Source organism: Microbispora siamensis (assembly GCF_016863095.1).
Classification (GTDB): domain Bacteria; phylum Actinomycetota; class Actinomycetes; order Streptosporangiales; family Streptosporangiaceae; genus Microbispora; species Microbispora siamensis.
In genome coordinates this window covers 53,331-66,995 of the sequence record NZ_BOOF01000016.1, presented here as the reverse complement: position 1 = coordinate 66,995, position 13,665 = coordinate 53,331, and the positions used below count along the sequence as shown (strand labels likewise).

Below are 13,665 nucleotides of genomic sequence, written 5' to 3'. Positions count from 1 at the left end.
ATTCGAGGGGGCCATCGAATGGGAGGCCGCCCCGGACGCTCCGCGTCGTCGCGGGGTCCGGGGCGGCGATGACGGTTACCTGCGCTGGAACCAGCGGTAGAGGGGCGAGTCCGGTCCCCACTTGCCGGGGCGGCCGTGCTCGTCCTTCGTGACGAAGACGCTCGGCTCGGAGGCGGTCACGCCGCCGCCGGTGGAGCGTGCGGTGACGAACCAGGCGTAGGCCGTGTCGCCCTTGAGACGCTTCCAGGTCGCCGAGGCCACCTGACCCGACGGGACCGTGCTCGTGCCGATGACCCGGGTGGGCTTGTAGATCGCCAGCGAGTCGGTCGTGAAGCTCGTCGTGCGGGTGGTGAGATCGACCGGCAGCACCATGTTGTCCTCGCGGCCGTCGTAGCGGCGCAGCGGGTCGAACTCGCCCGCGCCGAAGTCGTTCAGCAGCGGCGAGTAGGTGTCCACCGTCAGTTCGGCCCGCTTGACGTTGAACTGCAGCAGCCGGAAGAAGCTCGCGCCGAACTGAAGCTGGTCGTCCGGGTTGTATCCGCCGACCTGGGTGAGCCCGAGGCGGTCGGCGGAGACCGTGTAGAACTGGTAGTCCGCCAGCAGTTCGACGACGCCCTTGCCGACCTGGCCGACCTTCGGCTTCACGTTGGTGGCCACGCCGTGCTCGTGCCCGGCGAGGATGAGGAAGACGTTCGGGTTCTTCTCGACCACCGTCTTGTAGAGCATCGAGCCGTCCGGCGCCGAGAATCCCGCGCCGCGCCCGTCCGGGTTGGTGCTCGGCACGAGGTAGTCGTGCGAGAGCAGGATGCCGTTGCGGTCGGGGAACCGCTTGAAGACGGAGTCGGCCCACTCGGCCTCCTCCCGCGTGACGCCGTACGACAGGCCGACCACGACGAAGTCCAGCCCGCCGGCCGAGAACAGGTCGTAGTGGTTCTGGTTGTCGCCCTCCTTCCACGGCCCGCCGTACTCGGCGTGCTGCCAGCCCTGCGCCGCCGTCTGGTAGCGGCCGGGGCCGTAGTACGTGTTGTAGATCGCCTCCGGCCCGTCCTCGGTGCCCGACTGGTTGTCGTGGTTGCCCGCGATCACGCCGTTCGGGATCTTCGCCTCGTCCAGGACGCGCTGCTGCTTGGACGACACCTCGAACTCGCCGACGACCTGCCGCTGCGTGGCCTCGTCCGCGGGCTTGCGGATGTTGTTCTCGATGAGGTCACCGGTGTGCGCGACGTACGAGATCTTGCGCTGGTCCTTGTTGTCCTTGATCCAGTTGACGATCCCGGCGTACGCGGACTCCCACACCGCGCGCTCCTCGGCGGTCTCCTGCTCCACCGCACCCTCGGAGAGGTACTGCGTGTCGGTGAAGTGGACGATCGAGAAGTCGTACGTGGAGGGGTCGGCGAAGCCGTTCGGGTCACCGGGGTCGATGTCGTCGGCGAACGGGTCCTCGCCCGTCACCATCACGTGGACCTGCTGCCCGTCGACGTACTGGTCGCCGACGACGGCGGTGAGCGCGGTCTGACCCTCGGCGGCGCCGCGGGAGCTCGTCAGCAGATCCCACGCCCGGGTCTCGGTGTTCCACGCCCGCAGCGACACCAGGCGCTCGGGGTCGATGACGCCCTCCCAGCGCAGGACCGGGGCGTCCACGTGGCCCTTCACCTGGATGTCGTACCGCTGGTAGGTGACGTCCCGGCCGGCGGGCGCGTCGAGCGTCGCACCGTCGGCGGGCTCAAGCCCGGCGGCCTTGACCTTCTTCTCGCCGGGCACCTGCAGGGTCGTGGGGACGGTCTCGGCCACGCCCTGGAACGCCTGGTTCGGGGTCAGGATGTCGGCTTCGGAGAACGTCGCCGTGACCTGGCCTCCGCCGGGCTCGGCGACCTTCGCCGAGAGCGTGACGGAGCCCGACACGTCGACGGCTCCGGACGCCGGGGTGAGCTCGGCGGGGGCGTCGGGAATGCCGGCGGACTCGAACGTGACCTCCCGGGTGGCGGTGTTGCCGAGCGAGTCCGCGGCGATCACGGCGAGGGTGTGCGAACCGGGCCGCAGTCCGGGACCCACCTGGGCGCCCAGCGCGATCGCCTGCCCGTCGAGCGTGACGTCCGGCCCGGACACCACGCCGGAGGCGTCCTCCAGCTTGACGTCCAGCACCACGGAGGCGGTGATCTTCTCGCCCGCGGCGGGGACGCTCGTGGCGACCTTGGGCGCCGAGTTGTCGGTGATCAGCGTACGGGTGGCGGTCTCGCCCGTGGTCGAGGTCGCGGCGAGGGTGTGCTTGCCGTCCTTGATCGCGGTGGTGTCGAGATCGGCGCTCAGGCCGCCGGCGGGGGCGTCCACGAGGAACTCGAGGTCGATCTCGGTCAGCAGGTTCACGTTGTCGCCGCAGTTGCCGTCGCCCATGCTGTAGGAGCTCTTGAGCATCTGACCGGCCGCCGTGCCCTTCACAGGGGTGAGGGCGATGTTCGAGATCGCGAAGTCGTCGCGGTTGTTGCCGCACGACGTCGGATAGGTGCCGGTCACGAAGTCGATCGTGTTCCAGCCGGGCACGAGGTACTCGTTCGGGAAGGTGAAGTCGACCCGCCGGCTCACGAAGTCGCCGTCGAGCACGACCTTCCGCCCGTTCACGAGCAGATAGTTCTGGTAGCGCGCCTCGATCGAGTTGGTGCCGACGGTGAAGCTCAGGGTCGCGTCACCCGAGCCGAGCGTCCGGACGACGTGCACCGCCGGAGCGTCGATCGTGTAGCGCAGCTCGACCTCACGAAGGGCGGTCTGGCTGCTGCCGCAGGTGCCGTCGCCCAGGTCGTAGGACGGCTTGACGTCGTGACCCGTCACGGTGGCGCCGTCGAGGGCGAGGTCGAGGTTCGCGATGGTGAAGTCGTCGCGGTCGGTGCCGCAGGACGCCTTCCAGTCACCGGTCACGACCTTGACCGTGTTGTCCCCCGGCACCAGGAACCGGGCGGGAACGGCGACGGTTACGCGCCGGCCCGCCCAGGTGCCGCCCAGGTCGATGCGCTTGCCGTTGACAAGCAGGAAGTCGTCGTACTTGTCGTCGATCGAGTCCGCGCCCACGTCGAAGCTGAACGTCGCCGCGCCGTTGCCCAGGGTGGCCTTCGTGGCGGGTTCCGCGCCGTCGACGGTGAGGGACGAGACGCCGCCCCCGCCGGCCGCCGGCACGGTCGCGTGGATCGGCGTGGTGCGTGCCACCAGCGTGCCGTCCGTGGGCAGCAGCCGGGGCGCCCCGGCCGGGGCGTTGTTCACGGTCACGCTGTGCTTGACCGTGGCCCCGGACGCGGCCTTGGCGGTGATGGCGTGCTCGCCGTTGGCCAGCGTCGTGGTGTCCAGGTCCGTCGCGAGACCCGTGGTCCCCTGCGGGTCGCCCTTGACGAAGAACTTCAGCGTGGCCTGCTTGAGCAGCGCGGTGTTCGAGCCACAGTTGCCGTCGCCGAAGGACAGGGTGTAGGGGTTGTCCTCACCGTCCGCGACCTCACCGAGCAGTTCGAGGCCCACGTCGGACAGGACGAAGTCGTCGTAGTTGGTGCCGCACGAGCTCTGGATCGTCCCGGCGAAGATCTCGATGGTGTTCTCGCCCTTGACGAGGTGTTCGTTCGGGATCTCGATGGTCCCCCGCTCGTTCACGAGGTCGCCGATGTCGCTCCGGTAGACGCCGTTGACGAGCACGTAGTTGTGGTATCGCGCCTCCGTCGAGTTCGAGCCGACGTCGAAACGGAGCCTGGACACGCCCACCGTACGGGTGGCGTTCAGAGCGGCGCCGTCGACGGCAAGCTCGGTGACGCTGTCACCGGCCGCGGCCGGAACCGCCGCGACCTTGACCGTGCCCTCGATGTACGAGCCGCCGGCGGGGCTGAGGCTGGGCGGGGTGGGGGAACCGGTCGGCGTCGGGCTTGGGCGTCCACGACCCGCTGTCGCCGGGTCCGGGTCGGCGTGCGCCGCCGTCACGACGCCGCTGACGAGCAGCGTCGCGACCAGGGCGATCACGGCGGCCACGGCGAGACGCCCTCGCCTCCTCAGGCCTCCCAGCAGCTTTCTCGCTGCCACTGGCTGCATCAGGTGCAGTCCCTTCCATCACGTTGCATAAAGCGCCGATAAAGCGGCGCGGTCTCGAGCGGTCACAGTGGATCTCGCGAGTGAACGAAGTGCGTGAAGGGACTGAAGCAAAGACGAACTATCGCCTCATTCTGGTCATCCGTTACGAATCAGGAACGACTAGGTCACAACGCTCGCAATTCCGCAAAGCGCAACACGGTGACGAACTTCGTGCGCTTTTATCCCTAAATGTCCAGAAAGGGCACTTCTGCTGGCGGAAGCGCCGGATGAGCGAGCGGCGGCCGTCGGGGATCATAGGGCGTGGCAGGTCCCGGAACAGGAAGGCGGGCGCGATGGACTTCCGCGACGACGTGGATCTCGACGCGTCACAGGTGGAGGAGGGCGGCGGAGGGTTCCCGGGCGGCGGGCTCGCGATCGGCGGGGGCGTCGTCGGTGTCGTCGCGCTGGTCGTCGCCCTGGTCCTGGGCGTCAACCCGGCCGATCTCCTCAGCGGTGGAAGCTCCTCGTCCGGCGGGTCCACAGGCGCGCGTCCGGCCTCGGACCTGAGTGCACAGTGCAAGAAGGGCAGCGACGCGGACCAGTCGGAGAAGTGCCGCGTGGTGGGAGTGGTCAACAGCGTCCAGAAATACTGGCGGGACGCCTTCGCCGAGCGGGGCAAGCAGCCGTACCGCAACGCGCGGACCGTCCTGTTCACCAAGGCCGTGAGCACCGGCTGCGGCCAGGCGAGCTCGGCCGTCGGCCCCTTCTACTGCCCGGCCGACAGCAAGATCTACCTCGACCTGGGCTTCTTCAAGGAGCTGGAGAGCCAGTTCGGCGCCAAGGGCGGGCCGTTCGCCCAGGCGTACGTGATCGGTCACGAGTACGGCCACCACGTGCAGAACCTGCTCGGCACCACCCGGCGGGTCGGCGGCGACAGCCGGGGGGCGGACAGCGCCTCCGTACGGCTGGAGCTTCAGGCGGACTGCTACGCGGGGGTGTGGGCGAAGAACGCGGTCGACACGGGGTTCTACGAGGGCCCGTTCACCGCGGCGGACATCCAGGAGGCCCTGGACGCCGCGGCGGCGGTGGGCGACGACAGGATCCAGGAGCGCGCCCAGGGCAGGGTGGACCCCGAGGGGTGGACGCACGGAAGCTCACGGCAGCGGGTGAAATGGTTCACCACGGGATACAAGACGGGCGCCCCCGCCCAATGCGACACGTTCTCCGGCACCATCTGACGTTTTCCCTGCGGCCTCGACGCTTACCGAGGTTTTCCCGCCGCGAGCTACTGGCGTTCCCCTTGTGACGTGCATTGTGGGGAGACAGTCGTCGCGGCGGCGGGGGGCATCCGATGACGCAGGGGCTGCACCAGTTCATGGCGGTGGCGGGCCCGTGGGCCTACCTGATGGTCGGGCTGATGGCCTGCGCGGAGACGGCGGCGCTCGTCGGGCTGCTGGTGCCGGGTGAGCTCACCCTGTTGATGGCCGGATTCCTCGCCTTCACGGGGCACGTGAGCCTGCCTCTCATGATGGCCGTGGCCGGCGTGGGCGCGGTCGCCGGGGATTCGATCAGCTACCGGATCGGCAGGCGGCTGGGGCCCCGCGTGCGCGACAGCCGGCTGGGCCGCCGGGTGAGCGTGGAGCGATGGGACCGCACCGAGGACTACCTGCGGCGGCGCGGCGGATGGGCCGTTCTCTTCGGCCGCTGGGTCGGTCTGCTGCGCGCCCTGGTCCCCATGCTGGCCGGCATGGGACGCCTGCCGTACGCGAGATTCCTCGCCTTCGAGGTGCCCGGCGGCCTGGCCTGGGGGGCGGGCACGGTGGGGCTCGGGTACGCCGCGGGAGGCTCGTACGAGCTGGTGGAGCGGGTCTCCGGGCGGGTCGGCCTCCTGGCCGTGGCCGGCCTGGCCGTGCTGGCCGCCGCCGGCCTGGGCCTGCACCGGCTGACCCGGCCGCGCTCGCCGGTCACGGAGTGTGCCGGGGCGGAGTGTGCCAGGGCGGGGTGTGCCGGGCCGGAGTGTGCCAGGGCCGCACCCTCCGGCCGCCCGGTAAAGAGGTAGCCGCGACCGCCAACACCTCAAGGTGCAGATCGCGTGCTCACGGCCGTGCGCGTGCGGTCAGCGACCAGATGCTCCAGGCGAACCAGCCCACCGGGATCTCGATCAGGTGGGCGAAGAACCAGAACAGCAGCACCGCCGCCGTGGCCGCCCCGGGCGCGACGCCGAAGCCGATCAACGCCAGCGCCGTCGCCGACTCGCTGATCCCCGATCCGCCCGGCGTGACGACCGCGGTGGTCAGCACCCGGTTGATCGCGAAGGCCGCGACCGCCTCGGGGATGGCGACCTCGGCGCCGGTCGCGTGCAGGCATCCGATGAACAGGACGCACTGCAGCGCCATGTAGGCGACCATGCCGAGCGTGAGCCGGGGCCACCGCGTACGAGTGATCTCGATGGTGGAGTGACGCAGGTCGAGCAGGAAGTCGCGCAGGCACGGCTTCCGCCGGAGCGGCAGGAACCGGACCACCCGATCCAGGCCCCGCCCCAGCAGGTCGGCCACCGTCTCCCGCTGGAGGGCGGCCGACATGGCGACGACGACACCGATGAGCAACGCGCCGCCGACCCCGGCGGCCGCCGCCAGCCGGCGGTCCGGCATGTATCCCGCGCCGACCAGGCAGACGAGTCCCACGGCGGGGAGCAGGAAGCGCGACAGCAGGTTCCACACGCCCGTCACGACCGTCGAGGCCGCCACCGGCCGCCGCCCGAAGCCCCACCTGGTCATCATGGTGAAGGTCATGGCCACGCCCACGGCCCCGCCGAACGGCAGCACGTTGCTGGCGCCGCTGCCGACGCAGTTGACCAGCATCGCCCGGCGCCTGCTCAACCCGGGCAGGGAGTCGCTCACCACGTTGGAGTACGCCCAGAGCCCGGCCAGCCACAGCGCCGTGAGCACCGCCATCGCGCCCCAGCCGACCCGCACGAGGCGCTCGTCGAGCTGCCCCCAGGTGACTCCGGTGAGGTGCGGCAGGAAGGAGATGAGCACGGCCGCCAGCGCCAGGGAGATCAGCGACATGACGACCCTGCCCCTGGGCGCGCGGCCCCTCGCCACATCTGCCTCCGCCGGAGTGTTCTCCACGCCGATTCGCCACCTCCGTCGTATAGCTCCCACTCTGGGAGCCAAATGGAGAACAATCCCAAACATGCTCTTTTGAGTAAAATTGACGGAAAACTTTCTCGGAAGCGTCGCTTCCGCAGGTGCGCCTGGAACAGCGCGGCCGTCCCGAGCAGGAGCAGTTCCCGGTCCCCCCGGTCAAGGTTCCAGCGGCGGCGCCTGCTCGGTGCTCGCCGATCTACGGGCCGGCGTCTGCTTCGACATCTACGGCGTGCTGTGGAACACCACGGTCCAGCGGGAGATCCCGGGTGAGTCGCTGTCCCGGGTCAGTTCCTACGATTCGCTCGGTTCCCTGATGCTCGGCCCTCTGGGCATGCTGGTGGCCGGCCCGCCGGCCGTGACGATCGGACCGCGGCCCGCCCTGATCGGGTGCGGCGTGATGGTGGTGCTGGTCTCCATGCCGGCCGTGCTGTTCCCGAGGGTGCGTGAGCTGCACGTCCCCGACGTCCGCGCCGCGCCGGCGAGATCGTGATCCTCGGAAGGGTGATCTTTACCGGCGGCCGGAACCCGGCCAGGGCTCTTGATCGTTCAGGTGGGCGGACCTCATCGACCGTCGACAGGGAGAAACACGTGGTCTTCAAGCGGATGCTGGGCGCTCTCGGGGTGGGCGCCCCCTCGGTGGACACCGTACTGACCACCCCACGAGTCCGGCCGGGCGGCGTGCTCACGGGCGAGGTGAGACTGTCCGGCGGCGACTTCGACGCCGAGATCGAGGACATCACTCTCGGCCTGGTCGCCGGGGTGGAGATCGAGCACGGCGCCGGCGAGAGCACGGGGCTCGCCGAATTCTCCCGCGCCCGGGTGTCCGGTCCGTTCACCCTGCGCCAGGGCGAGAACCGGAGCATCCCCTTCCAGATCCCGGTGCCGTGGGAGACCCCGATCAGCGAGATCGACGGACAGCGCCTGACCGGCATGGCGCTCGGCGTACGCACCGAGGTGGGCATCGCGAAGGCCGTCGACAAGGGCGACCTCGACCCGATCGCCGTCGAGCCGCTCCCCTCGCAGCGCCGCATCCTGGAGGCGTTCCTCCAGCTCGGTTTCGCCTTCAAGTCGGCCGACCTGGAGGCCGGCCACCTGTACGGCGTGCGCCAGGAGCTGCCGTTCTACCAGGAGATCGAGTTCTACCCGCCCCCGCGGCACGCGGGTGTGGTGGGGGAGGTCGAGCTCACCTTCGTGGCCGACCCCGCGGGTCTGGAGGTGATCCTGGAGGCCGACAAGCGGGCGGGACGTTACTCCGGCGACGCCATCGGCCGCTTCCGCGTCAGTCACGACGACGCGGCGCGCACGGACTGGCCGGGCGAGATCGACCGCTGGCTGACCGGGCTCACCCAGTACGGCGCCCACCACGGTGCGCCGTACGGCGATCACCACGGCGGCTACGCGCACGGTTACGGGCACGGGGACCACGGCTATGGGCACGGGGACCACGGGCACGGTTACGGGCACGGCGGCCACTACGAGCACCGGGACGGCCCGGGCTGGGGTGCGGTGGCCGCGGCCGGTGCGGCCGGGATCGTCGGCGGCCTCGTGGCCGGCGAGATCGTCGAGGAGATCTTCGAGGACGACGAGGAGGAGGGCGGCGACGGCGACTGGTAGCGCCTCCGGGCACGACGGGCACCGCCCCTGCCCTGGTGGGCATCGGCATGGAATGATCGGACGGTGCTTCCGACCGCGGTCGTTCAGGTGCCCCAATGGCAGGGGTCGAGCGTCGGCGACGCCCGGCTCCTCTCCCTCGGCGCCGAACGGCTGACCTCCCTGGTGGCGTCCACCGTGACGTCCGCAGAACCGTCCATGCGGGCCGTGCGGGTGCCCGTTCCGGACAGCGCGGGCGCCGAGGGGGACGGCGTCCGGGCCCTGGACGTCCTCACCGCCGTCGCCGCCCGCACCCGCGCCGCGCTCGCCGAGTGCGGCGCGGCCACGGTCGTCACGGTAGGCGGCGACTGCGGGGTGGAGGTGGAGCCGGTGTCGGCCGCCCTGGCGCGACACGGCGACGGGCTCGTCGTCGTCTGGTTCGACGCCCATGGCGATCTCAACACACCCGGCTCCTCACCTTCGCACGCCTTCCATGGCATGGTCCTGCGCACCTTGCTGGGCGATGGGCATCCCGATCTGGTCCCGGCGCGGGCTCTGCGTCCCCGGCAGGTGATCCTCGCCGGGGTCCGCGCGCTGGATCCGGCGGAGCTGGCCTACGCCACCGACGCGGGCCTCGTCTGGCACACCGTGCCCGAGCTGACAGCCGACCCCGGCGTCCTGGTCCCGGCCGTCGCCGCCGCCGGGGGCACCGCCGTCTACATCCACATCGACCTCGACGTTCTCGATCCGGAGGAGTTCGGGTCGCTCAGCTACCCCGAGGCCGGCGGTCTGTCCGTCACGGCGTTGCGGGACGCCGTACGCGCGCTGACGGCCCGTTTTCTCCTCGCCGGCCTGGGGATCACGGAGTACGCCCCCCGCCGTGAGGAGGACCAGGCGATCCTCGCCTCGCTCGTCCCTGACCTGCTCGCCGACGCCACCACCGCCTGAACGCGGGCATCGTTCAGAGGCACAGCAGGGCCGCGACCGCGCCGGTCGTCGCCGGGTGCCGGGCGAGCAGGGCCGCCACCTCGCCGTTCTCCCGCTCGGCGCTCCCCCACTCCGCCGTGCAGCCGAGCAGCGCGGCCACGGCGTCGCACGCCTGCGGATGCCGGGCCAGCAGCGCGGACACCGGCCCGCTCGGCGCGGCTGCCGCCCGGGCCCTGCGCGCCGGTGCGGCCGGCCGTTCCCACGGCGGGATCCACGTGTCCAGCTCGGCCAGAGCGCCGGGGAAGGTCCGGCCGGCCTCGCGGACGAGCGCGGGGACCAGCTCAGGCGCGTGCCGGCGCAACGTCGTGATCAACGTCGGCAGCCACGGCAGCAGGACGGGGTCGGGCAGCCGCGCGAAGGCCTTCGACAGCGCCTCGACCACGAACGGCGCGAGGCCGGGGACGGGGTCGAGCGCCTGGACGAACCCGCTGACATAGAGCGGATAGGCCGGGACGACGAGCGGGTTGGCCAGCAGCTCGTCGCAGCGGGCGCGCAGTTCCTCCCTGGTCAGCAGGCCGAGCTGCGTCTGCGCCGCCCACAGCAGCGCGACCTTGGCCGGGGCCCGCGGGTGCGACTGCCGTACGGCCAGTTCGAGCTGGGCCCGGTCGCAGCCCAGCGACAGCGCGAGGCTCTCCAGCGTGAACAGGAAGCCGAGCATCGCGCCGACCTGACGCACGCCGGTGTCGTCGTCGGCGAAGGCGGTGGGCAGCAGCGTGCAGTAGTGGGCGTATCCGGCCGTGACGAAGTCCTCGCACCAGGCGGGCAGCTCCGGTTCGCTCGCCCGGTAGTAGGTCAGCAGCCGCCTGATCCGGCGCAGCACCTCGGGTGCGTCGTCCACGGTGCGCTCGGCGGCCAGCAGCTCGACGGCGCGGGCGCCGAGCTCGCCGGCGAGACGGCGGCCGCCCAGGTAGAGGATGGCGTCCTCGACGGCCGCGAGCGCGACTCCCGCCGTGGCCTGGGGATCCCACGCCCGGCGGCGCAGCCGCTGCTCCAGCACCTGTTCGACCGTGACACCCTCGTAGCCCAGCTCGATGATCTCCCGCTGGTGCCGGCCGAGCGCGACGTCCCAGCTCTCCTGGATCGGCCGCTCGCCGAGGCGGCGCGCCCCCATGATCGGCCGGATCGCACCGTCGGGCAGCAGGTAACGCAGCGTCCACAGCAGGTCGGAGCACGGCTCCAGCTCGGGATCCGCCTTGAGGTCGAGCAGCACCCGCTGCTGGGTGCGCTTGGTCAGGTCGAGCCCGAGGGGCTCCAGCCGGTCGTACACGTCGCGGGCCAGCGGGGGCAGCGCGTCGTAGCCGACCATCCCGATCTTGTCGCCGCCCAGGAGGATCTCGCACAGGCGGCGGACGTCCCGGCGGCCCGGCACCACGTCCTTCTCGATGCAGGTGACGGCCGCGTCGGCGAAGTCGTACGGCGTGGGCCTGGCCCGGCCGCGCAATCCGGCGAGCAGGATCGACGTCTCGAACACGGCGATGGCGTCGGCCGTGCTGGCCAGATAGCCGTTGCGGCGGGCCAGCCGCACGATGTCGACGCACCATCCGCGCAGTTCGTCCTCGTCCAGCCCGTCGAGCGCGGGCGGGGTGGCGAGGAACCCCGACAGCCGGTCGGCCTCCGGCTCGGCGACGGGCGGTGCGGCCTTGGCCGCTTTGGCGGCCCGCTTCCCGCGTCCGCCCTCCTGTCCCTCCAGCCGGTAAGGCGTGACGCCTCCGCGCTTGACCGCCTTGGCCCAGGTGGCGGCGGCGATGGACACCGAACCTTGGGCCAGGCCGAACTGCGCCTCGATCGCGGAGTGGCTGGAGGGGATCAGCCCGTAGAGCCAGCGGGTGCCCGTGCGCGGACCGATCGCGTACGGCGGCGCCTCGGACCGCAGGCCGAACTCGGCGACCGTGCTGACGGCGTGGAAGGCCCCGCACACGTACAGGCAGTCGGCGGGGTCGGCGCCCGACGCGGCGAGGTGCTCGCGGATGCGCGTCCACATGTAGCGCTCGCGTTCCTCGTCGACGGCCAGGCGGTCGTCCCCGTCGGGGCGCAGCCGCCGGAACAGGCTGCCGACCAGCGCCATCGCCTGGCGGTAGGTGTCGTAGTCGGCCCCGGTCAGCGGCTGCTCGACGTACTGGTCCCACCACTCCGACCAGTGCCGCACCTTGCCGTGGTGCAGCAGGTGCTTTTCCAGCTCGGCGAAGCGCGGCCGCAGGTCGCCGATCTCGACCCCCACGGCGTCCCCATGCAACGCAACCTCGTCGCCCTGCGCGTCTTCGATCGAGCCGGACTCCTGCGGAGCCGAGCCGTCGGTCTCCTGGGGCAGCCACTGGAAGACGTGGTCCACCGAGCGGTCGACCAGCACGATCTCGACGCCGGGGGTGTCGAGCGCGTACGCGATGGCCTGATACTCCGCCGACGCCTCCGTGACCGGCGCGATCACGCTGAGCGGTCCGGAGCCGGGCGGGAACCCGTCGAGCTGGGTGGCGAACGCCTGCAGCGCCACCGGCAGCCGGCAGTTGCGCAGCTCGTCCAGGAGCGGGCGCAGGTCCTCGCACAGCTCCAGGTAGACCACCTTGGGCCGCTTGTCGCGCAGCCGCCGGGTCATGGCCAGGGCGGAGGCCGGCGAGTGGTGGCACACCGGGAAGATCTCCAGCTCCTCGCGCAGCATGCGGTCGACGTCGTCGACCATGCCGGACAGGATGCCGGCCAGGGTCTGGGAAGGCGGTGCGTCCTTGCCGCCGGAGAAGGCCGCGGCGGCGTCGAGAAGCTGCTCGCGCAGGGCGTCGAAGGTGCTCATGACAGCGTCGAGATCGCCTGACGGCCGCCGTCGAGGAACCGCGTCCACTCGCCTCCGTCGTTCTTGCTGCGGGGTTCGACGACCCCGTGCCAGTACTTGTTGAGGATGGCCAGGTCCTCCGGGGCGCGCCTGGCCAGCGAGCCCACCAGCGAGCCGCCCAGGGTCTCGGCGCGCAGCGTGCGGTCGCCGAAGAAGTGGCTGTGCAGGATGGCGTCCTCAAGCACGCCGATCTGCTCGGCGGTGGACAGGGCCGACTCCAGCTTCTCGTCCTCGCTCGTGGCCGACGCCGCCGCGGCGCGCAGGTCGGCGAAGCTCTGCAGCAGGATGTCCAGGAGCGCGGGCGGCACGTCCAGTTCGATGCGGTGCCGGCGCAGCAGTTCTGTGGTGCGGAATCGGACGATCTCGGCCTCGCTGGCCTTGCTCGTCACCACGGGGATGCGGACGAAGTTGAACCGCCGTTTCAGTGCCGAGGACAGGTCGTTGACGCCCCGGTCCCGGCTGTTGGCGGTGGCGATGATCGAGAACCCGGGCCTGGCGAACACCGTGTTGTCGGTGTCCAGCTCGGGAATGGAGACGTACTTCTCCGAAAGGATCGAGATCAGGGCGTCCTGCACGTCGCTGGTGGCGCGGGTGAGCTCCTCGAAGCGGCCGATCATGCCCTGCTCCATCGCCGTCATGATCGGCGAGGGGATCATCGACTCACGGGACTGGCCCTTGGCGATCACCATCGAGACGTTCCACGAATACTTGATGTGGTCCTCGGTGGTGCCCGCCGTTCCCTGCACGACCAGGGTGGAGTCTCGGCAGATGGCGGCGGACAGCAGCTCGGCCAGCCAGCTCTTGCCGGTGCCCGGGTCGCCGATCAGCAGCAGGCCGCGGTCGGAGGCGAGCGTCACGATGCTGCGCTCGACGAAGCTCCGGTCGCCGAACCACTTCTGCGGGATCTCGCGGTCCAGGCCGTCGGACCGCTCGCTGCCGAGCACGAACAGGCGGACCATCCGGGGGCTGAGCCGCCAGGAGAACGGCTTGGGGCCGTCGTCGATCGACTCGAGCCAGTCGAGCTCCTCGGCGTACTTCACCTCGGCGGGCGCGCGGAGCATCTCGTTGGTCATGTGAGGGGGT

General features: G+C 71.0%; 9 protein-coding genes. 5 read left to right on the top strand and 4 right to left on the bottom strand.

Features of this window, described 5'->3' with window-relative positions:
• Nucleotides 1–75: 75 nt before the first annotated feature.
• On the bottom strand, nt 76–3,996 hold the full coding sequence (locus tag Msi02_RS15910) for a metallophosphoesterase (RefSeq protein ID WP_204049065.1): 3,921 nt from the start codon (nt 3,994–3,996) through the stop codon (nt 76–78).
• A gap of 392 nt (nt 3,997–4,388) precedes the next feature.
• Here Msi02_RS15910 and ypfJ point away from each other — a divergent pair, with 392 nt between their 5' ends.
• Together ypfJ and Msi02_RS15900 are read left to right on the top strand one after the other, a co-directional pair.
• The gene (gene ypfJ / locus Msi02_RS15905; protein ID WP_204049064.1) at nt 4,389–5,273 is read left to right on the top strand and encodes a KPN_02809 family neutral zinc metallopeptidase; all 885 of its coding nucleotides are present in this window, start codon (nt 4,389–4,391) and stop codon (nt 5,271–5,273) included.
• Nucleotides 5,274–5,386: 113 nt separating this feature from the next.
• Complete coding sequence (locus Msi02_RS15900) at nt 5,387–6,094, top strand: DedA family protein (RefSeq protein ID WP_204049063.1); 708 nt, start codon at nt 5,387–5,389, stop codon at nt 6,092–6,094.
• A 37-nt stretch (nt 6,095–6,131) separates the two neighbouring features.
• On the opposite strand, the gene Msi02_RS15895 is transcribed toward Msi02_RS15900, so the two are convergent.
• Nucleotides 6,132–7,166, bottom strand: coding sequence for a lysylphosphatidylglycerol synthase transmembrane domain-containing protein (locus tag Msi02_RS15895; protein ID WP_239108447.1), 1,035 nt, complete (start codon nt 7,164–7,166; stop codon nt 6,132–6,134).
• 202 nt (nt 7,167–7,368) lie between these two features.
• On the opposite strand from Msi02_RS15895, the gene Msi02_RS15890 reads away from it, so the two are divergent.
• The 3 genes from Msi02_RS15890 (at nt 7,369) to Msi02_RS15880 (ending at nt 9,722) form a co-directional block, all read left to right on the top strand.
• Nucleotides 7,369–7,674 carry an MFS transporter gene (locus Msi02_RS15890; protein WP_204049062.1) on the top strand — a complete coding sequence of 102 codons (306 nt, stop codon included), beginning with the start codon at nt 7,369–7,371 and terminating at the stop codon, nt 7,672–7,674.
• 98 nt (nt 7,675–7,772) lie between these two features.
• Nucleotides 7,773–8,798, top strand: coding sequence for a sporulation protein (locus Msi02_RS15885; protein WP_204049061.1), 1,026 nt, complete (start codon nt 7,773–7,775; stop codon nt 8,796–8,798).
• A 63-nt stretch (nt 8,799–8,861) separates the two neighbouring features.
• Nucleotides 8,862–9,722, top strand: coding sequence for an arginase family protein (locus tag Msi02_RS15880; protein ID WP_204049060.1), 861 nt, complete (start codon nt 8,862–8,864; stop codon nt 9,720–9,722).
• A 13-nt stretch (nt 9,723–9,735) separates the two neighbouring features.
• Here Msi02_RS15880 and Msi02_RS15875 read toward each other — a convergent pair whose 3' ends face one another.
• Both Msi02_RS15875 and Msi02_RS15870 read right to left on the bottom strand, forming a co-directional pair.
• The gene (locus Msi02_RS15875) at nt 9,736–12,543 is read right to left on the bottom strand and encodes a DUF5682 family protein (protein ID WP_204049059.1); all 2,808 of its coding nucleotides are present in this window, start codon (nt 12,541–12,543) and stop codon (nt 9,736–9,738) included.
• The gene (locus Msi02_RS15870; protein WP_142561786.1) at nt 12,540–13,655 is read right to left on the bottom strand and encodes an ATP-binding protein; all 1,116 of its coding nucleotides are present in this window, start codon (nt 13,653–13,655) and stop codon (nt 12,540–12,542) included. Before Msi02_RS15870 ends, Msi02_RS15875 begins: the two co-directional genes overlap by 4 nt.
• Between the last annotated feature and the right edge of the window lie 10 nt (nt 13,656–13,665).

Coding starts and splice junctions, on each gene's coding strand:
- ypfJ (WP_204049064.1), top strand. CDS start 4,389: ATGGACTTCCGCGACGACGTGGATCTCGACGCGTCACAGGTGGAGGAG.
- Msi02_RS15900 (WP_204049063.1), top strand. CDS start 5,387: ATGACGCAGGGGCTGCACCAGTTCATGGCGGTGGCGGGCCCGTGGGCC.
- Msi02_RS15875 (WP_204049059.1), bottom strand. CDS start 12,543: ATGAGCACCTTCGACGCCCTGCGCGAGCAGCTTCTCGACGCCGCCGCG.
- Msi02_RS15870 (WP_142561786.1), bottom strand. CDS start 13,655: ATGACCAACGAGATGCTCCGCGCGCCCGCCGAGGTGAAGTACGCCGAG.